The organism is Myxococcus sp. AS-1-15 (genome assembly GCF_020037055.1).
Taxonomy (GTDB): Bacteria; Myxococcota; Myxococcia; order Myxococcales; family Myxococcaceae; genus Myxococcus; species Myxococcus fulvus.
The window spans coordinates 696,107-715,112 of the sequence record NZ_JAIQDF010000001.1 but is presented as its reverse complement, the minus strand read 5'-3'; the positions used below and the strand labels follow the sequence as shown (position 1 = coordinate 715,112).

The following is a 19,006-nucleotide window of genomic DNA, read 5'->3' as shown; positions in this document are numbered from 1 at the left end:
CGTTCACCTTTGTCCGCCCGCCATCAAACGGAGGTCGCGGCGAAAAGCAAGGGGGAAGCAGTGTCTTCAGCGACCCTCGGCGCGCGCCGGAGGCCGTCCACCAGGGGCCGCAAGCCCGTTGAGGTACTCGAGCGCGACCTTCAGCGGCGGGTCCTTCAGCGGCGCGGCGACGTCCCAGGGCACCAGGTTCTCCGGAGGGCCCTTGAGCGTGGACGGCTGGGACGAGGCCTCCTCCGAGCCCTCCGCGCGGAAGTGACGCTGCAGGTCCTTCTCGCGCGGCGCCTCGCGTCCGGGCTTTCCACCCGCCTCGTCCGGGACGACGTAGTCGGGGGTGATGCCGCGCTCCTGGATGCTGCGGCCCTTGGGTGTGTAGTAGCGGGCAATCGTCAGCTTCAGGCCGGAGCCGTCCTCCAGCTCGATGACCGTCTGCACGCTGCCCTTGCCGAACGTCGGCGTGCCGATGAGCGTGGCGCGGCCATGGTCCTGGAGCGCGCCGGCGACGATTTCCGACGCGGACGCGCTGCCCGCGTTGACCAGCACGACGACGGGGTAGTTCTTCTCCGTGTCGCGGTCCTTGCTGCGCTCCTCGGTGGAGTTGCGCCCGTCGCGCCCCCGGGTGGAGACGATGGGCAGGTTGCCCGGCAGGAAGCGGTCGCTCACCGCCACCGCCTGGTCCAACAGGCCCCCGGGGTTGTTGCGCAGGTCCAGCACCAGCCCGCGCAGCTCCTTGCCGCCGTTGAGGCCGCGCAGCCGGTCCAGCTCCTTGCGCAGGTACTGGTCCGTGCGCTCCTGGAAGTTCTTCACCTTGACGTGGCCGATGCCTCCGTAGAGCGCGCCCTCCACCGACACGATGCGGATGTGGTCCCGGATGATGGCGATCTCTCGCGGCGCGGTGAAACCCTGACGCTGGATGGTGAGCAGGACGCGGCCACCGGCGGGCCCTCGCATCTTCTGCATCGCGCGGCCCACGTCCATGCCCCGCGTGCTCTCACCATCGATGCCCACCAGCTCGTCGCCCGCCTTGAGGCCCGCGCGCGCCGCCGGCGTGTCGTCGATGGGCGCCACGACGATGATGCGGTCGTTCTTGCGCGCGATTTCGATGCCCAGGCCGCCCCACTCGCCCGAGGTGTCGATCTTCATCTCCCGGAACACGTCGGGCGGCATGAAGACGGTGTGCGGGTCCAGCGTGTCGAGCATCCCCTGGATGGCGCCGTAGACCAGCCGCTCGCGGTCGGGCGGCTCCACGTAGTTGTTCTCCACGTAGGAGAGCACGCGCGCGAAGGTCTCCAGTTGGCGATAGGTGGCGTCGTCCTTCTCCGCCCGCTCCGCCTTCCCCGGAGGTCTGCTCCCGCCCGCGTCCTTCTTCTCCTGTGCGGCCGAGGGCTCGGACACGAGGAGGAGCGCGGCCAGCGCCGCGCGCCATGGCTGGGAGAGACGCATCACGACGGTACGTCCTTTCGCGGAAGACAGCTCGAAGGGCGTCCCAGTCTATACCCGGCCCTCAGAGGCCCGACGCATCCGCGAAGCGCACCAGGTGCGACACCAGCTCGTCCGGACGCTCCATCTGCGGCACGTGGCCGAAGCCCTGCACCACCTTCACCTGCGCGTGGGCCGGCAGGTGGGAGCGGAACCAGTCCAGCGAGCGCGAGGGCAACAGCCGCTCGCTGCCGCCCCACAGGAACAGCACCGGCATGGACAGCTTGCCCACCGCCTCCGGCGAGAGGCTCAGCCGCGACTCGAGCGCCTCGGCGGTGAGGGCCTTCACCGTGGGCGTGTCGTAGAAGCGCCGCAGCTCGGTGGCCAGGAGCAGCGCCGGCAGCGGGGCCTGATGGAACAGGCGCCGGGTGAAGGCGCGCGCCTCCGCGGGCGTGCCCACCTTGAACGCGTTGAGCAGCGCGGTGCTCTCCTCCAGCGGCAGTTCCGCGCCCGCCGGGGCCACCAGCGCCAGCGCGCGCACCCACTGGGGAGACTCGGCCGCCAGGTTCACCGACATGGCGCCGCCCAGCGAGTTGCCCACCACGTACGCGGGCGCCTTCACCTCCTGCTCGACGAAGGCGCGCAGCACCTCGAACTGGTTGCGCACGCACACCTGGCCGCCGCAGTACTGCACGGAGAAGCCATGGCCCGGCAGGTCCGGCGCCACCACGCGCGAGAAGCGCTTCGACAGGCCGAAGAACGTGCGCCCGAAGCCGTTCGCCGAGCCGCCCAGCCCGTGCACCAGCACCACCGGCGGCCCCTTCCCCTGCCCCTTCAGCGAGTAGAAGTGCACCGACTGTCCGCCGACGTCGACTGTCGAGGACTGGACACCCCGGGCCACCAGCACCCGTCGCACCGCCTTCTGCATTCCGCCCATGAGGTCCATGCGCCTGCTCGCTCCTCTCGTGCCGAAATCCCTTCACCCAGGATAACAAGCCCGCCTCAAGCGTGCCGCAATGCGTCAGGGCGTCGGGGCCAGCCAGGGTGCGGGGTCGACGGCCTGCCCGGCCTTGCGGACCTCGAAGTAGAGGTACGAGCCCTTGAGCGAGCCGGTGTCCCCCACCTCGCCCACCGGCTCACCGGCGACGACGGGGGCGCCCACCTCCGGGGTGACGGAGGACAGGTGGGCCATGAGGGTGTGGTAGCCGTCCCCGTGGTCGAGGATGAGCAGGTTGCCGTAGCCGCGCAGCGAGCCGGCATAGACGACGGTGCCATCGGCCACGGCGATGACGGGCGTGCCGGAGGCGGCGCGGATGTCGAGCCCCTTCTGCACGGTGACGGTGTTGAAGCGCGGGTTGACGACCTTGCCGAAGCCCACCTCGACGATGCCTCGCGTGGGCGAGGGCAGCTTGCCCTTGAGCGCGCCGAAGCCGTGCGTGGCGGGCGCCTCCTTCAGCTCGCGCACCACCTGGGAGAGCTCCGCGTCCGCCTGCTCCAGCTCCTTCACCGCGCGGCGCGCCAGCTCCGCCTCACCCGCGAGCGAGCCCACCACCTCCTCGAGCGCCTCGTGCTGCGCGCGCGCCAGCCGCTCCTGCTCCTGGAGGAAGGCCACGCGCGCGGCGAGCGAGGTCTGCAGCCGCTTGAGCTCCAGCGTGGACTGGCGCTGCAGGTGAGCCACGCGCTGCACGCCGCGCAGCAGGTCCAGGTCTCCGGCCATGCTCGCCTCCAACGCGCGGGCGCGCCACACCAGCGCGGAGAAGTCCTCGGCGGACAGCAGCACCTCCAGCGGGCGGCGGCGCATGACGCGGTAGAGGGTGCGCAGCCGCGGGGACAGCCGGCGCAGTTGCACGCGCAGGGCCTCGCGCAGCAACACCTCTTCACGCTCGGCCAGGATGACGCGCTTGCGGAACACGGCCAGGTCCGCCTCCAGCGCGCGCACGCGGCGCCGCGAGAAGGCGACCATCTCCTCCATCAGCTCCAGGCCCTCGAGCACGGTGAGCTTCTTGGCCTCCACCAGCGCCAGCGTCGCGCGCTGCGCGGCCAGCTTCTCGCGCAGCGCGGACTGCTCCGCCTCCTCCAGCTTCTGTGCGCGCGCGGGGAGGCCGAGGAGCGCCAGGCCGAGCGCGAGGACGAGGACGCGGCTCATACGCGCAGGAAGCGGCCCACCGCCACGAAGCTGCCGCCCAGCCCCAGGCCACAGCCCGCGCCCACCAGCTCCAGCACCAGGCGCGGCTCCACCCACGGCGCCGCCACGCCCGGCCCCAGCAGGAAGGCGAACAGCGAGCCCAGCGTGGGCCCCACCAGCTTGCCGAAGGCCCACAGCCCCAACAGCGCCACGCCCGCGCCGAGCAGCCCCTGCAGCAGCCCCTCCAGCAGGAAGGGCGCCTTGACGAAGCGGTCCGTGGCGCCGACCAGCTTCTGGATTTCAATCTCCTCGCGCCGCGAATAGATGGCGAGCTGGAGCGTGGCCGCGACGATGACGACGGTGGCGCCCAGCACCACCACGAAGGCCACCATCGCCCCGAAGCTCAGCGCGCGCGCAATCGCCGTGAGCCGCTCCACGGCCTGCTCGCCGTAGTCCACGCCGGACACGCCGGGCAGCTGTCGCAGCTCCTTCGCCAGGGCCTGGAGCGCCTCGGGCGTGCGCTGCGCGGGCGGCACGCGCAGCTCCAGCGCCGCGGGCAGCGGGTTCTCCGGCAGCTCCGACAAGGCCTCGCCCAAATCACCCAGCTCGGTGCGCAGCCTCGCCAGCGCCGCGTCCGGCGGCACCAGCGTCACCTGCCCCTGGCTGAGCGCCTCCACGCGGGCGCGCACGCCGTGCGCCTCGTCCTGGCCCAGCTCCGGCGCCAGGTACACCGTCACCTCCACCTCGCCGCCCAGGGACGCCAGGAGGTTGTCGAGCACCCGGGCGCCGCCGCGCGCCAGCCCCGCGGAGAACAGGGCAATCGCGATGGTCGTCACGGCGATGAAGTGCACGAAGGGCGAGTGCTTGAGCCCCACCGCCGCCGAGCGCCAGAAGTACCGCGTCTTCGCCAGCGCGCTCATACCACCATCCGCCGCGCCGCCTTGACGCCGTCCTCGTCGGAGACAATCTGCCCGCGCTCCAGGCGCACGGTGCGCTTCTGGTAGCGCGCGAGCAGCGTGGCGTCGTGCGTGGCCACCACCACCGTGGTGCCCCGGATGTTCACCTGCGTGAGCAGGTCCATGATTTCGACGGTGAGCGCCGGGTCCAGGTTGCCGGTGGGCTCGTCCGCCAGGAGGATGGTCGGGTCGTTCACGAGCGCGCGCGCGATGACCACGCGCTGCTGCTCTCCACCCGACAGGCGCAGGGGGAACGAGTCCGCCTTGTGCTCCAGCCCCACCAGCTTGAGCATCCGCCGCACCTTGTCGCGCGCCTGCGCGCGCGGCACGCCCAGCACGTCCAGCGTGAAGGACACGTTGTCCTCCACGGTGCGGTGCGGCAGCAGCTTGAAGTCCTGGAACACCACGCCGATGTTGCGGCGCAGGTAGGGGACGGCGGACTCGCGGATGCGGGCGATGTTGCGGCCGCCCACCAGAATCTGCCCCTTGGTGGCCTTCTCCGCGCAGAAGATGAGCTTGAGCAGCGTCGTCTTGCCCGCGCCCGAGGGGCCCGTGAGGAAGAGGAACTCGCCCTTCTCCACGCTGAGGTTGATGTCCGAGAGCACCGGCGGATCGCCGGGATACGCCTTGTAGACGTGGAAGAATTGAATCATGGCGCGGCGCGGGAGGACGCCAACCTACCACGGCCGGGCGCGGGCGACCCACGCACGCCCGGCGGGAGGACCGGCTTTCCCCTCCCACCCCCGGCACCACCTGTGCGACGGTCCCACGCCATATGGGTGAGCAGGCCGCGCGCGGCGCGACGACGGGACAGTGGGTGGGACGTGTCGCGGGCCCCCTGGCCGCTGGCCTCATCTACGGGGTTCCCTCCGGTCTGCACACCCTGCCCGGCCTGGACCACCGCCCCGCCGCCGCCGCCGCCGTGGCCGCGTGGATGGCCCTCTGGTGGTTCACCGAGGCCGTCCCCATGGCCTGGACGGCCGTGCTCCCGGTGGTGCTCTTCCCGGTGCTCGGCGTGTTCGACACGGACAGCGTCGCGGTGGCTGCGGGCCGCTCCGTGCTGCCCTTCCTGGACCCGTACATCTTCCTCTTCATGGGCGGCATGGCGCTGGGCGCCGGCATGGAGCAGTGGGGCCTGCACCGCAGAATCGCCCTGCTCATCATGCGCGCGGTGGGCACCGGCCCCCAGCGGCTCTTGTTCGGCATGCTCGCGGCCACCGCCGCCGTGTCGCTCTGGATTTCCAACACCGCCACCGCGGTGATGATGGTGCCCATCGGCATGGCGCTGCTCGCCCAGCTGCGCGCGTCGGAGGGCCGCCCGCTGGAGCACTTCGGCGCGGCGCTGATGCTCGCGGTGGCCTACGGCTCCAACCTCGGCGGCATCGGCACCAAGATTGGCAGCCCCACCAACTCCGTCTTCGCCGGCGTGGTGTCGCGGCGGCTGGGCACGGACGTGGGCTTCGTCGAGTACATGGTCGCCGCCCTCCCCTTCGTCCTCCTCTTCCTGCCCGTGGCGTGGGCGGTCTTGTGGAGATGGGCCCGGCAGGACAGGATGGGCCCGGGCCAGGGCGGAGACGTCATCGCCCGGGAGCTCGAGCAGCTGGGCCCCATGTCCCGCGGGGAGCGCACCGTGGGCGTCGTCTTCCTCGTGGCCGCGGTGCTGTGGATTTTCGGCGACCCGCTGCGCGCGCTGCTCGCGCCGGGGGTGGCCCGCGCCTTCGACGGCTTCAAGCTGGGCGGCAAGCACTACGAGGCCGCGGTGGCCATCGTGGGCGCCGTGACGCTGGTGGTGCTGGGCCGGCTGTCGGTGGCCGCGCTGCGCCGGGTGCCCTGGGACACGCTGCTCCTGCTCGGCGGAGGCTTCGCGCTGGCGGCGGGCATCGAGGCCAGCGGGCTTGCCTCGTGGATGACCTCGCGCCTGTCGGAGCTGGAGTCACTGCCGGGGCTGGTCCAATACGGCACGGTGGCCAGCGCCACCATCCTGCTGTCGGCCATCGCCTCCAACACCGCCACGACGAACGTCATGCTGAACGTGCTGCCCGCCTCGCGGCCCTTGTTGGCGGTGAGCACCTTCGCGGCCTCGTGCGACTTCGCCCTGCCCGCGGGCACGCCGCCCAACGCCATCGTCTTCGGCAGCGGCGTGGTGCGCCTGCCGGTGATGATGCGCACGGGCATCCTGCTGGACGTCCTCGCCGCGCTGCTGCTCACGGTCTACGGCGCCACCTGGGTCCGGTGGGTGCTGCCCTAGCGATGCGGGAGGAGGTGTCGACTGGAGGACAGTCGACGCGCCCGGGGCCACGAGGCCACCGGGGCGACGAACGGCGGGGGGCTACTGCTCGCCCTCTCCCGCCAGGTAGCTGAGGATGACCTCGTCGAGGCTCTTCTCGGAGATGAGGTCCTCGCCGAAGAGGGTCTCCACGCCGACCTCGTTGATCTTCGGCTTCTCCTTGAGGGCCCGAGCGGCGGCGACCTCCGGAGGCAACACGGGCGCGACAGGCGCGACGGGCACCACCACCGGCTTGGGGGCCATCGGCTGGCCGGTCTGCAGCTTCGCCTGGGCCTGGTCGGCCTCGGAGGCGAGCTGACCGGGCTGGTACGACCGGACGGCGGACTCGTAGTTGTCGTACACGCCGTTGATGAGGTTTCGCAGCATCTCCTTGTGCTGCTCCTCCATCAACTCGCGGACGACCTCCGCCAGGCTCTCCGCGTTGAGGATGTCCGAGTAGGACGTCTTCTTCGACGCGAGGATGTTCCCGCCCACGAACAGGTGGGTGATGATGTGGGGATTGTTGACGCCCGAGTCCTCGGTCTGGACGTGGTAGACCTTCCCCTTGTGCTTGATGTTGTGGTTGAAGCCGGTGACGGCCTTCTCGAAGGTTTTCGTCATTGCCGAGTGGGCGGACCGTACCAGCCGCTTCCCCACGTCGCAAGGTAAGCCTCGCCCCCGCATGTCCGTCCCGCGCGCCTGCCCGCCGGGCATGACGCAAAAGCTGCGGCGGGAGCCCGCCTGCCTTGCGACCCGGCCTTCGAGTGCGCCCGAGACTCCGGTCCGTTGAAAAGCCAAAAGCGGCTGGGGTACGTACAGGCTATGGGTGTGGTGCTCCACGACACCCCCGGCCCAGGGACGCCACGGATGAAGAAGACGAACGAGATCAAGAACAAGGTCCGCCTGCAGGACGCCCAGGTCCTGGCCGAGGGCTACTCCCCCGCCATCCGCGCCATGGAGATTGGCGCCATCGTCAGCTTCGTGGCGCTGGAGCTCCTCCTGGTCTACCGGCTCTACAACAACCCGCACGGTGGACCGTGGCTGCTGCTCGGCGCGGTGCTGCTGGGCTACCTGGCCGCGGACTTCGTCTCCGGCTTCGTGCACTGGATGGGGGACACGTGGGGCTCCACGGAGATGCCCATCCTCGGCAAGGCGCTCATCCGCCCCTTCCGCGAGCACCACGTCGACGAGAAGGCCATCACCCGCCACGACTTCGTGGAGACCAACGGCAACAACTGCCTCATCTCGCTGCCGGTGGCCGTGGCCGCGGTGAGCATGCCGCTGTCCAGCTCCGGCTGGGTGTTCGTGTCCAGCTTCCTGGGCGCGATGATCTTCTGGGTGATGGCGACCAACCAGTTCCACAAGTGGTCGCACATGGACGCGCCGCCGGCCCTCATCGGCTTCCTGCAGCGCATCCACCTCATCCTGCCGCCGGCCCACCACCAGATCCACCACACGGCGCCCTTCAACAAGTACTACTGCATCACCGTGGGCTGGCTGAACTGGCCGCTCAACCTGGTGTCCTTCTTCCCGCTGATGGAGCGGCTCATCACCCGCGTCACCGGGCTGGTGCCGCGCGAGGACGACATCGGCGACGAGGCCGCCCGCGCGCTCGTGGAGGCCGAGGGCGCCGCCGAGCCCCCCGTCGTCCAGGCCGCCAAGGAGCTGCTCACCAAGGCCACCACGACGGAGGAGGCCGCGCCCGCCACCGTCACCACCCGCCCCTCCGCCTGAGCACGCTGGGCCCGGAGCCGGGCCCACGCCGTCAGAACTTCAGGTCCACCTGCTCGGCGTGGGTGATGGGGCGGCCCAAGAAGCGCGCCCCCACCTCCATGAAGCGCTCGGGCACGTCGGTGACGAAGTAGTCGTGAGAAGGCGGCTTCTCCCCCGTCGCGGGCGCCAGCAGCCCCTTCTGCTCCAGCAGCGCCGCGACGGCCTGTGCGGTGGCCTCCGCCGAGTCCACCAGCGCGACGTCCGGGCCCACCACCTCCGCGATGACGCCCTTGAGCAGCGGATAGTGCGTGCAGCCCAGCACCAGCGTGTCCACGCCGTCCCGGGCGAAGTCCCCCAGGTACTCGCGCGCCGTCAGCAGCGGCACGTCCCCGGTGGTCCACCCCTCCTCCGCCAGCGGCACGAAGAGCGGACAGGCGCGGGCCTTCACCCGCACCCGCGGCCCACCGGCCTCCAGGGCCCGCTGGTAGGCGCCGGAGCGGATGGTGCCCGGCGTGCCGATGACGCCCACCCCACCGCCCCGCGTGCGCGCCAGGGCCGTGGAGGCGCCCGGCTGGATGACGCCCACCACCGGCACCGGCAGCGAGGCCTCCAGCGCGGGCAGCGCGGCGGCGGAGGCCGTGTTGCAGGCCACCACCAGCAGCTTGATGCCGCGCTCCAGCAGGAACTCCGCGTTCTTCAGCGAGTAGCGCGTCACCACCTCGCCGGACTTGGTGCCGTAGGGCACGCGCGCGGTGTCGCCCAGGTACACCGTGCTCTCGTGGGGGAGGCGGGCCATCAGGGCCTTGAGGACCGTGAGCCCGCCGATGCCGGAGTCGAATACGCCGATGGGATTGTGGCTGCCTTGCCGCATGTCCCGTGTCCCTATCACGTTTGATGCCAGCGACAGGGCCCACCCCCGCAAGCACGAAGGGCCGAGGCACCTGGCCCCGGCCCTTCTGTTCACCCCGCGAACGGGTGGGTTCGACTAGTTGGGGAACAGCGACACCAGCAGGGCATTGTTCGGGCCCGGGAAGGAGTGGCCCACCACGTCCACGGTGACGCTGTTGGCGACCGAGCGGTACTCGACGCCGTTGTTGGCCCGGGCGAACATCTCCACCTGGTAGCGGCCCGGACGCAGGAACTCGAAGACCACCGGCGCGTCGTTGCAGCCGTGCACGTCACCGACGATGCCGTACACCAGCTCTCCGGTGAAGACGTCGCGGAAGTTGATGGCCACGTCGTTGATGCCCGCCTGAGAGCAGCTCAGCGCGGAGCCACCGGCGCGCAGCTCCCACTTGATGGACGCGCCGCCAATCACCCACAGCGAGGCCAGCACGTTCGCCGAGCCACCCGACGGCACCGAGAACGAACCGGTGTAGTAGTACCAGGGGTTGTTCTGGGCATCGACCGCCACCAGCTGCAGGTCGTGGTTGCCCGCGCCCAGGTTGGTGTTGGTGATGGTGGCCCCCGCGCTGCCCGCCGAGCAGGAGAAGCGCTCCCACGGCCCGCCGTCGATGCGGATCTCCACGTGCGTCACCCCCGCCTGGCTGCAGTTGAAGCGGCTCGGCCCGTCCTGGAACTCCCAGCCCAGCGTCACGCCGGTGGCGGTGGAGCGCATGGAGCCGATGTACGAGGTCGGCGCGCCATAGTGCGTGGTCAGCCGGCCGTTGTGCTCGTAGACGGCGCGCAGCCGGGAGTCGAGCGCGACCATGATGACGTTGTGCTCCCCCGGGTCCACGTACAGCGACTTGATGGCGTTGCCGTTGCTGCCGGCCTCACAGTCGAAGCGGCCCCACTCGCTGTTGTCGATGCGCACGTCCACGTAGCGCACGCCGGCCGAGTTGCAGCTCGCGTTCCCCGGGAACTGCCACTCGAGGTACGCGTAGGACGGCGGGACGCCCGGCGGCAGCAAGTCGATCTCCACCGTCTGGTCGCCGTTGATGCGGAAGGTGCCGCTGCCCTCGTACAGCACCTCGTTGACGTAGCTGACCGCCTCCAACTGGAAGCTGTAGGTGCCCGGCTGGAAGCGGTGCAGGACGATGCCGTCGAAGCCATTGGCGCGGCACGGGTAGCGGCCATCGTTCTCCAGGCGCTCGCCCGGGATGTAGATGTTCACGCCCCGGACATCCGGGTCCTCGTCGCAGCGCAGGCCCGCGAGGGTCCAACGGAACGTCACGTCACCTTCGTAGGCGGGCTCGTCGTGGATGATACAGCCGGAGGAGACCGCCGCCAGGCAGAGGAATGCAACCAGCAGTCGGGAGTTCATGGGGGGCAACCTGTCTTGGGGTGATGAGGTGTTCGGCCCGTTTCAGTCACCTCGGACGACCCCTCCCGGGAATTATTCACCGGCACGGCCAATCCACTTCAAGCAGCCGGGCTTGCCCCGTTTGTTTGACCCAGTTGTAGCGGAGTGTTACGCGCTCCACCCCATGACGCCCCACCTGCCCCTGGCGCTCGGCGCCATGAACTACGTGGAGATCATCCGCGACGCGTCCTTCATCGAGCTGGCCGTGCTGCTGCTCCTGATGGGCGTCTCCGTGGCCTCCTGGGCCCTCATCGCGATGAAGGCCACCCAGCTCGCCAAGGCTCGCGCACAGTCTCTCACCTTCCTCGACACCTTCTGGAAGGCCTCCCGGCTGGAGGCCATCTACCAGACAGCCCAGAAGCTGGACGCCTCGCCGCTCTCCAAGGTCTTCTGTGCGGGCTACGAGGAGCTGACCAAGCTGGCGCAGGCCAAGGAAGGCGGCGCCGAGGGCGCCATGGCGGAGCGGCTGGGCGGAATCGAGAACGTGGAGCGCGCGCTGATGCGGGCGTCCACGTCGCAAATCACCGAGCTGGAAGCGCGCGTGTCGTTCCTGGGCACGGTGGGCGCGGCGTCGCCCTTCGTCGGCCTGTTCGGCACGGTCATCGGCATCCTGAGCGCGTTCAACCAGATTGCCGAGCAGGGCAACGCGACCTTGGCCACGGTGGCGGCGCCGGTGGGCAACGCGCTGTTCGCCACGGCGGCGGGCCTGTTCGCGGCGATTCCGGCCGTGGTCGCCTACAACTCGTTCGTCAGCCGCATCAAGGTGTTCGACACGGAGATGTCCAACTTCTCCGCGGACTTCCTCAACATCATCAAGCGTCACTTCTTCCGGTAGGCGGACCTCGACCATGGGCATGGGCGGAGGCAATCGCGGCGGTGGCCGCACCACGATGAGCGAGATCAACGTCACGCCCATGGTGGACGTGATGCTGGTGCTGCTCATCATCTTCATGGTGACCGCGCCCCTCATCCAGCAGGGCGTGAAGGTGAACCTGCCGGAGACCAAGGCGGCCCCGGTGGAGGCGACCGAGAAGAAGGTCGTGCTCTCCATCGACGCGGGCAAGAAGGTCTACATCGGCGACGCGGAGGTGGCGCTCGAGGAGCTGGAGGCGAAGCTTGCCGCCAACGCCAAGGTGCAGGCCGACAAGGAGGTCTTCCTCCACGCCGACCGGGACGTGCCCTACGGCACCGTCGTGGAGGTGATGGCGGCCGCCCAGCGCGCGGGCATCAACAACGTGGGGATGATCACGGACCCTTCCACGGGCTCCAAGACGTCCAACACGCAGTCGACCTCGAAGAAGCCCAAGGAGGCGAAGCGCTAGCCCATGCACTCCGCGGTGAGCCACAGCCTGCTCCTCAGCAAGAGCTCACGGGTGTCGCCGTTCATCATCGCGTCGGTGGTGGGGCACGTGGCCCTGCTGTTGGCGGGGATGCTGTACGCCCACCTCAACGCCGGGCCCAAGGTGGACCTCACCGCGCAGCCCATCCGCGCCACGCTGGTGCGCCAGGGCAAGCCGCGCGACTCCAAGCTGCTGCCGCGCAAGGAAGCCCTGCCGCCGCCGCCCAAGCAGGTGGACGCGCCCAAGCCCGCGCCCGAGGCGCCGCCCGCGCCCTCCTCCGCCGCCGTCGCGGTGCCCATCCCCGGCGTCAAGCCGGAGCCCTCGTCCGCGCCGAAGCCCACGCCGGTGAAGGGTGAGAAGGACGGCGAGGACCGGCGCAAGCGGCTGTTCGGCGCGTTCGACAAGACGGCCAAGGCGTCCGAGGAGGAGCCCGAGGGCGCCGAGGACGGCGACCCGGACGGCGACTCGGCCACCGCCGAGGGCGAGCGCTACTTCGGCCTCCTGCAGGCGCAGGTGCGCCGCAACTACAGCGTCGCGGACACGATTCCGGAGTCCGAGCGACTGCACCTCAAGGCCCTCGTGGCGCTGCGGCTGGGGCGCGCGGGCGAGGTGCTGGACGTGAGCCTCACCAAGCCCAGCGGCAATGATTTGTTCGACTCGGCGGTCGTCGCCGCCGTGCGCAAGGCCTCACCCTTCTCGCCTCCTCCCGACCACCTCCGAGACGCGCTGCAGAAGAACGGCGTCAACCTGATGTTCAACGCCCTATGAAAGCCCTGCTCCTCTCCCTCCTCCTCGTCCCGCTGGCGGCCTTCGCCCAGACGCCGACCATCGAAATCTCCGGCGCCAACTTCCGCCCGCTGCCGGTGGCGGTGGCCGCGCCCCTCACCCAGAACGAGGGCGCCAAGGGCGCGGCGAACGCCTTCGACACCGCCTTCACCTTCGACCTCACCGCGTCCGGCATCCTCCAGGTGCTGGACCGCAAGAGCTTCACGGCCGACCCCAAGGAGGGCATGGCCGCGGGCACCATCACCTTCAGCCGCTGGGCGGACGTGGGCGCCGAGGCGCTGGTGAAGGTCTCGCTGGCGGACGACGCCGGCACGCTGCGCGGAGAGCTGCGCCTGTACAACGTGGGCACCGGCCGCGAGGACCTCAAGGTGACCAAGGACGCGCCGGTGAAGAACCCGTCGCTCTTGGCCCACCGGCTGGCGGACGCGCTCTACCGGCACTTCACCCGCGAGCCCAGCCCCTTCCTGTCGCGCATCACCTACGTGAAGAAGGCCGGCAACAACCGCGACATCGCCGTGGCGGACTGGGACGGCGGCAACGCCGTGACGCTCACCAAGGGCGGCATCAACATCCTGCCCTCGCTGAGCCAGGACGGCGCGCAGGTGGCCTATACGTCGTACCGCAAGAACCGGCCGGACCTCTGGGTGCAGCGCCCGGGTGGCGATGCGCGCATGGTGGTCTCCGACGGACAGATGATCACCGGCGGCGCGTTCTCCCCGGACGGCAAGCGCCTGGCGTACTCGCAGGCCGAGGGTGAGAGCGCTCAAATCTACGTGGCCAACGCGGACGGCTCCGGCGCCAAGGCCGTCACCGACACGCCCTACGGCCTGAACACCAGCCCCACCTGGTCTCCCGACGGCAAGCGCATCGCCTTCGTGTCCAACCGCGGTGGCAGTCCGCAGATCTACATCATGGGCGCGGACGGCTCGGGCGTGCGGCGGCTCACCTTCCAGGGCAACTACAACCAGACGCCGGACTGGTCTCCTCGCGGCGACCTCATCGTCTTCACCGCGCGCGACGAGCGCAACGCGTTCGACCTGTTCACCATCCACGTCGAGACGGGCAAGGTCACGCGCCTGACGCAGGACCAGGGCAACAACGAGGAGCCCGCGTTCTCCCCCAACGGCCGGCTGGTGCTGTTCTCCTCCACGCGCGCGGGCGGCACGCAGCTGTTCGTGATGACGGCGGACGGCAACAACCAGCTGCCCCTGCGGGCGGAGAAGGGCACGCTGTTGACGCCCGACTGGGCGCCGCTCGCGGACAGCCAGCCGTAGGACTCGCGGAGCGTTGACAGGGGGCGCGTGCTCGGGTGCAGTCCCCGCGCATGAGCGCCTCCCTCCGTTCCCACTGGGGATTGGATCCCCAGGTCCGCTTCCTCAATCACGGTTCCTACGGTGCGTGCCCCACCGCCGTGCTCCAGAAGCAGTCGGAGCTGCGCGCGCGGATGGAGGCGGAGCCCGTCCGCTTCCTGCACCGTGAAATCGAGCCCCTGCTGGACGAGGCCCGCGGCGTGCTCGCGGACTTCCTCGACGCGGACACCGAGGACGTGTCCTTCGTCACCAACGCCACCAGCGGTGTCACCACGGTGCTGCGCTCGCTGCGCTTCCAGCCCGGCGACGAGCTGCTCACCACGGACCACGAATACAACGCGAGCCGCAACGCGCTGGACTTCGTCGCCGAGCACGGCGGCGCCAAGGTGGTGGTCGCGAAGCTGCCGTGGCCGGTGACGTCCGCTCGGTCCATCGTGGACACGGTGCTCGCGCACGTGACGCCACGCACGCGGCTGTTCCTCGTGGACCATGTCTCCAGCCAGACGGCGCTGGTGATGCCGCTGGCGAGGCTCGTCTCGGAGCTGCGCGCGCGCGGCGTGGAGACGCTGGTCGACGGCGCGCATGGGCCGGGACAGGTGCCGCTGTCGCTGCGCTCGCTGGGCGCTGGCTACTACACGGGCAACTGCCACAAGTGGCTGTGCGCGCCCAAGGGCGCCGCGTTCCTGCACGTGCGCAGGGATTTGCAGCAGGGCCTGACGCCGCTGGCGGTGAGCCATGGGCGCAACTCGCCCCGCACGGACCGCTCCCGCTACCGGCTGTTGTTCGACTGGACGGGGACGCATGACCCGTCCGCCGTGCTCTGCGTCCCGGAGGCACTGCGCGTGGTGGGTGGCCTGCTACCCGGCGGCTGGCCCGAGGTGATGGCGGCCAACCGGAGCAAGGCCCTGGCCGCGCGGGCCCTCCTGTGCGAGCGGCTGAAGGTCTCCCCCGCCTGCCCCGAGGACATGGTGGGCAGCATGGCGGTGGTGACGCTGCCACCGGGCTACCCGTTGGAGCCCGAAGCTCCGCTCTACCTGGACCCGCTCCACCTGCGCCTGTTCGACGAGCACCGCATCGAGGTGCCCATCGTCGCGTGGCCCCGGCCGCCCGAGCGGCACGTGCGACTGTCCGCGCAGCTCTACAACACCCCGGACGAGTACGCCGCGCTGGCAGACGCTTTGGAAGCGCTGCCGCGTTGAGTAGGCTGGATACACATATGCCGCGATTCGCCACCATCGACATCGGTACCAACTCCGTGCTGTTGCTGGTCGCGGAGCGCACCGGGGACGGCCGCTTCGAAGCCGTCCTCGAGCGCGCTGAAATCACCCGCCTGGGACGCGGCGTGGACGCCACCCGCCGCCTGTCTGCCGAGGGCATGGAGGCCACGCTGTCGGTGCTCGAGGCCTTCGCGCGCGAGGCGCGTGAGCAGGGCGCGCAGGACATCGCGGTGTCGGCCACCAGCGCCGCGCGCGACGCGGTGAACGGCGCGGAGTTCCTCGAGGCCGCGAAGACGCGCGCGGGCGTCACGGTGGAGATCATCTCAGGGCAGCTCGAAGCGGAGCTGTCGTTCGCCGCGGTGAGCTCGGACTTCTCGGGCGAGGCGGCCGGGCCCTTGCTGGTGTTGGACATCGGCGGAGGCTCCACCGAGTTCATCTACGGCAACCCCGCGGGCCACGTGGACTTCCGTCACAGCTTCGACGTGGGCGCGGTGCGGCTCACCGAGCGCTTCGTGCGTTCGGACCCGATGTCCGCCGAGGACCGCGCGCGCATCCAGGCGCACCTGCGCGACACGTTCAAGGCGCTGCCGCCTCCACCTCCCGCCTCGGTGCTGGTGGGCGTGGCGGGCACGGTGACCACGGTGTACGCGGTGAAGCACGCCATCGACCCGTACGACGCGGCGCGGGTGCACGGCGGCACGCTGTCGGTGGGCGAATTGAGCGCGCTGGTGGACCAGCTGTGCCAGCAGCCTCTCGAGGAGCGGCGCACGCTGCCGGGCATGCAGCCCAAGCGCGCGGACGTCATCCCCGCGGGTGCGCTCATCCTGCTGGAGGCGGTGAAGGCGCTGGGGCTGGATGGCTGCCGGGTGAGTGACCGGGGCTTGAGGTGGGGACTGCTCGCGCACCGCTTCGGCGCGGGGGCCTCCCGTTCATGAGCGCGCCCTCCGTGAGCGTCTCTCCTCCCCCGTCTCCGTCGTCCCCCTCGCCCGCCACCACGCCCGTGGCCCCGGCGGCGAACGCCGGCTACGCGCTGCTCATCCTCACGCTCATCAACCTGGTCAACTACCTCGACCGATACATCGTCGCGGTGGCGCTGCCGGGCATCCAGCAGGAGTTCGGCATCAACGACACCCAGTCGGGCCTGCTGGGCACCATGTTCATCGTGGTGTTCATGCTGGCCTCGCCGCTGGGCGGCTTCCTCGGTGACCGGTATCCCCGCAAGTTCCTGGTGGCAGGTGGCGTGTTGTTGTGGAGCCTCGCCACGGGGGCCAGCGGGCTCGCGACGTCGTTCATCGCGCTGCTCGTCGCGCGGGCGGTGATTGGCATCGGCGAGGCGGGCTATGGCGCGGTGGCACCGAGCATCATCTCGGACCTGTACCCTCGCGACCGGCGCACGCGGATGCTGGCGCTCTTCTACATCGCCATCCCCGTGGGCGCGGCCGCGGGCTACGGCCTGGGCGGGTGGCTGACGCAGAAGTACTCGTGGCACGTGGCCTTCTTCGCCGGAGGCGTGCCGGGCCTGATTCTGGGCGCGATGGCTTTCTTCATGCCGGAGCCGAAGCGCGGCGCCATGGACGGCCCGGACGCGGAGGTGAAGCTGCCCTTCATGGTGGGTTTGAAGGGGCTGGGACGCAACGCGGCCTTCTGGGCGGTGACGGCGGGCTACACGCTGATGACGTTCTCCATCGGCGGCCTGGGCTTCTGGATGCCGACGTACCTGGTGCGCGAGCGCGCGATGTCGGCGGACAGCTCCGGGTTCCTCTTCGGCGCGATTACGGCGGTGGCGGGCCTGTTGGGCACCGTGGCCGGCGGGTGGCTGGGCGACAAGCTGGACCGCAAGCGCGAGGGCGGTGGCCTGTGGATGTCGGGCATCGGCCTCCTGCTCGCGGCGCCGTGCATGTACCTGGCCGTGCACCTGAAGGACGTGGGGCCCACGTTCGCGGCCATCGGCGCCGCGCAGTTCCTCATCTTCCTCAACAGCGGTCCCATCAACGCGGCCATCGTCAACTGCGTGCCGCCCGCGTTCCGCGCCTTCGCCATGGGGCTCAACGTGCTGTGCATCCACCTGCTCGGGGATGCGATTTCGCCCACGCTCATCGGCAACATCGCCGACGCGTCCAACCTGCGCACCGCCATCGCGGTGAATGCCCTGCCCGTGCTGCTCGGCGGACTGGCGCTGCTCGTCGGCGCGAGGTTGTTCCGGGACGCCGTTCCCCGGGAGCGCGCTACCGCCTGACGGCGGCGTCCACCTTCGGCCGGTATTCGTCCGCCAGTCGCTCCACCTCGGTCGCCAGCCGCTCGCCATCCGCGAGCAGCAGCGCCTTGAGGCGCGCGCGGTTGCCCAGCATGAAGAACACGTCCACGTCCCGGCGCAGCACATCCGAGCGCTCGGAGAAGTAGAGCGTGAAGAGGGCCAGCGGCGGTACCGCGACGAAGGTGAAGAGCGCGAGGAGCGCGCCCCCCAGCACGCCCGCCGTCACGGTGAGCCCTGCCCACCAGACGAGCATCACGACGAAGCCCGTGAGGAACTTCACCGTGGCCTGCACGTCGAGCTCCGCCTTGCGGCTGGCGGCCCGAGGCACCTGGTACGGCAGCCAGAACAGCACGAGCCCCAGCACGAACAGCGGCAGCCCGAACACCAGCGCGAGCAGGTTCTTCACGATGAACGACGTGACGTTGCCCGGCCGGTAGACGAGCGCCAGGTCCGACGGCCCCGTCGCGTGCACCAGGTCCAGCCGGCGCTTGAAGGACGTGAGCTGCGCGCGCAGGTCCTCGAAGCGCTCCGGCTCCTGCGTGCGGAAGAGCTGCACGCCACGAGCCCACAGACGCAGTCGCTCCGCATCCAGCGCCCCGCCCTGCTTGAAGGCGAAGAGCTGCTCGGCCAGCTGAATCAACGGCAGGTCCGCCCACTGCTCCAGGTTGAGTGTCACCGCGCGCAGCCCCTCGGCGATGCGCTCCGTCAGCGCGCGCACCGAGTCCTGCTCCGAAGCGGCGTCCGCGGGCTGGAACGCCGTGGCGTCGATGGCGGGCCCCACGTCGATGAGGACCTCGCTGCGGAACACATGCTTCTCCGCGTACGTCAGCCCCACGGGGACGATGCGCACGGGCGCCCCCTCTCGGACGGCGCTCAGCGCGATGCGCGAGGCGCCCGTCTTCAGCTCAGCGAGCCCCGGCTCCGAGTGGCTCTTTCCCTCCGGAAAGATGGTGATGGCGCGCCCCTGCACGAGCGCGCCCTTGGCCGCGTCGAGCGTGCCCTCGTTGCCGCCCATCTTCGTCGGGTCGTCCTGCTTGCGATACACCGGCAGCGCATCGAGCCCCTTCAGCAGCCAGCCGATGACGGGCATGCGGAAAAGCGGCGCCTTCGCGAGGAACGTCACCTTGCGGCGCGTGAGGATGAAGACGAGCCCGGGGTCGATGAGTCCATTGGGGTGGTTGCCCACGAAGAGCACGGGCCCCTCGGGCTCGGCGCCGGAGGCATTCACCCTCACCCGGTAGAACAGGCGCAGACACACCGCCACCACGGCACGGACACAGGCGTAGAACACGCCGGGGACTGTACCTCACGCGGCGCG

The 19,006-nt window shown here is 70.3% G+C and carries 18 protein-coding genes; 9 read left to right on the top strand and 9 right to left on the bottom strand.

Annotation, left to right across the window (positions count from 1 at the left end):
• Nucleotides 1-66: 66 nt before the first annotated feature.
• The 5 genes from K8625_RS02935 to ftsE form a co-directional block, all read right to left on the bottom strand.
• Nucleotides 67-1,440, bottom strand: a complete 1,374-nt coding sequence (locus tag K8625_RS02935; protein ID WP_255665473.1) for a S41 family peptidase — start codon at nucleotides 1,438-1,440, stop codon at nucleotides 67-69.
• Nucleotides 1,441-1,501: 61 nt separating this feature from the next.
• Nucleotides 1,502-2,362 carry an alpha/beta fold hydrolase gene (locus K8625_RS02930; RefSeq protein WP_223781770.1) on the bottom strand — a complete coding sequence of 287 codons (861 nt, stop codon included), beginning with the start codon at nucleotides 2,360-2,362 and terminating at the stop codon, nucleotides 1,502-1,504.
• A gap of 75 nt (nucleotides 2,363-2,437) precedes the next feature.
• Nucleotides 2,438-3,562: a murein hydrolase activator EnvC gene (locus K8625_RS02925; RefSeq protein ID WP_223748155.1), complete on the bottom strand. Its 1,125-nt coding sequence runs from the start codon at nucleotides 3,560-3,562 to the stop codon at nucleotides 2,438-2,440.
• A complete protein-coding gene (locus tag K8625_RS02920) occupies nucleotides 3,559-4,461 on the bottom strand; it encodes an ABC transporter permease (protein ID WP_223748154.1) in 903 nt (300 codons plus the stop codon). Before K8625_RS02920 ends, K8625_RS02925 begins: the two co-directional genes overlap by 4 nt.
• Nucleotides 4,458-5,150, bottom strand: a complete 693-nt coding sequence (ftsE, locus tag K8625_RS02915) for a cell division ATP-binding protein FtsE (protein ID WP_223748153.1) — start codon at nucleotides 5,148-5,150, stop codon at nucleotides 4,458-4,460. The genes K8625_RS02920 and ftsE overlap by 4 nt, the downstream gene beginning before the upstream one ends.
• 122 nt (nucleotides 5,151-5,272) lie before the next feature.
• Here ftsE and K8625_RS02910 point away from each other — a divergent pair, with 122 nt between their 5' ends.
• Nucleotides 5,273-6,745, top strand: coding sequence for a DASS family sodium-coupled anion symporter (locus tag K8625_RS02910; RefSeq protein WP_223781769.1), 1,473 nt, complete (start codon nucleotides 5,273-5,275; stop codon nucleotides 6,743-6,745).
• An 81-nt stretch (nucleotides 6,746-6,826) separates the two neighbouring features.
• On the opposite strand, the gene K8625_RS02905 is transcribed toward K8625_RS02910, so the two are convergent.
• Nucleotides 6,827-7,384, bottom strand: coding sequence for a hypothetical protein (locus tag K8625_RS02905; protein WP_046715624.1), 558 nt, complete (start codon nucleotides 7,382-7,384; stop codon nucleotides 6,827-6,829).
• A gap of 246 nt (nucleotides 7,385-7,630) precedes the next feature.
• Between K8625_RS02905 and carF the strand changes: the two genes are divergently transcribed.
• On the top strand, nucleotides 7,631-8,497 hold the full coding sequence (carF, locus tag K8625_RS02900; protein WP_141323756.1) for a plasmanylethanolamine desaturase: 867 nt from the start codon (nucleotides 7,631-7,633) through the stop codon (nucleotides 8,495-8,497).
• 31 nt (nucleotides 8,498-8,528) lie between these two features.
• On the opposite strand, the gene murI is transcribed toward carF, so the two are convergent.
• Together murI and K8625_RS02890 are read right to left on the bottom strand one after the other, a co-directional pair.
• Entirely contained in the window at nucleotides 8,529-9,347 is an 819-nt protein-coding gene (gene murI, locus K8625_RS02895; RefSeq protein WP_223748151.1) for a glutamate racemase, read from the bottom strand.
• A 114-nt stretch (nucleotides 9,348-9,461) separates the two neighbouring features.
• Nucleotides 9,462-10,742: a hypothetical protein gene (locus K8625_RS02890; protein ID WP_223748150.1), complete on the bottom strand. Its 1,281-nt coding sequence runs from the start codon at nucleotides 10,740-10,742 to the stop codon at nucleotides 9,462-9,464.
• A 163-nt stretch (nucleotides 10,743-10,905) separates the two neighbouring features.
• On the opposite strand from K8625_RS02890, the gene K8625_RS02885 reads away from it, so the two are divergent.
• The 7 genes from K8625_RS02885 to K8625_RS02855 are packed head-to-tail and all read left to right on the top strand — an operon-like array spanning nucleotide 10,906 to nucleotide 17,670.
• Entirely contained in the window at nucleotides 10,906-11,616 is a 711-nt protein-coding gene (locus K8625_RS02885) for a MotA/TolQ/ExbB proton channel family protein (RefSeq protein ID WP_046715628.1), read from the top strand.
• Nucleotides 11,617-11,629: 13 nt separating this feature from the next.
• Nucleotides 11,630-12,103, top strand: coding sequence for a protein TolR (gene tolR / locus K8625_RS02880; RefSeq protein WP_141323753.1), 474 nt, complete (start codon nucleotides 11,630-11,632; stop codon nucleotides 12,101-12,103).
• A gap of 3 nt (nucleotides 12,104-12,106) precedes the next feature.
• Nucleotides 12,107-12,889: a TonB family protein gene (locus K8625_RS02875; RefSeq protein ID WP_141323752.1), complete on the top strand. Its 783-nt coding sequence runs from the start codon at nucleotides 12,107-12,109 to the stop codon at nucleotides 12,887-12,889.
• A complete protein-coding gene (locus K8625_RS02870; RefSeq protein WP_223748148.1) occupies nucleotides 12,886-14,181 on the top strand; it encodes an LpqB family beta-propeller domain-containing protein in 1,296 nt (431 codons plus the stop codon). Before K8625_RS02875 ends, K8625_RS02870 begins: the two co-directional genes overlap by 4 nt.
• A gap of 50 nt (nucleotides 14,182-14,231) precedes the next feature.
• Nucleotides 14,232-15,416: an aminotransferase class V-fold PLP-dependent enzyme gene (locus K8625_RS02865; protein ID WP_223781768.1), complete on the top strand. Its 1,185-nt coding sequence runs from the start codon at nucleotides 14,232-14,234 to the stop codon at nucleotides 15,414-15,416.
• Nucleotides 15,417-15,433: 17 nt separating this feature from the next.
• Entirely contained in the window at nucleotides 15,434-16,369 is a 936-nt protein-coding gene (locus K8625_RS02860) for a Ppx/GppA phosphatase family protein (RefSeq protein ID WP_223781767.1), read from the top strand.
• Nucleotides 16,366-17,670, top strand: a complete 1,305-nt coding sequence (locus tag K8625_RS02855; RefSeq protein ID WP_223781766.1) for an MFS transporter — start codon at nucleotides 16,366-16,368, stop codon at nucleotides 17,668-17,670. The genes K8625_RS02860 and K8625_RS02855 overlap by 4 nt, the downstream gene beginning before the upstream one ends.
• On the opposite strand, the gene K8625_RS02850 is transcribed toward K8625_RS02855, so the two are convergent.
• Nucleotides 17,660-18,979 (bottom strand): lysophospholipid acyltransferase family protein, encoded by a 1,320-nt coding sequence (locus K8625_RS02850; protein ID WP_223781765.1) that lies wholly within the window; start codon nucleotides 18,977-18,979, stop codon nucleotides 17,660-17,662. The genes K8625_RS02855 and K8625_RS02850 overlap by 11 nt on opposite strands.
• Nucleotides 18,980-19,006 lie beyond the last annotated feature (27 nt).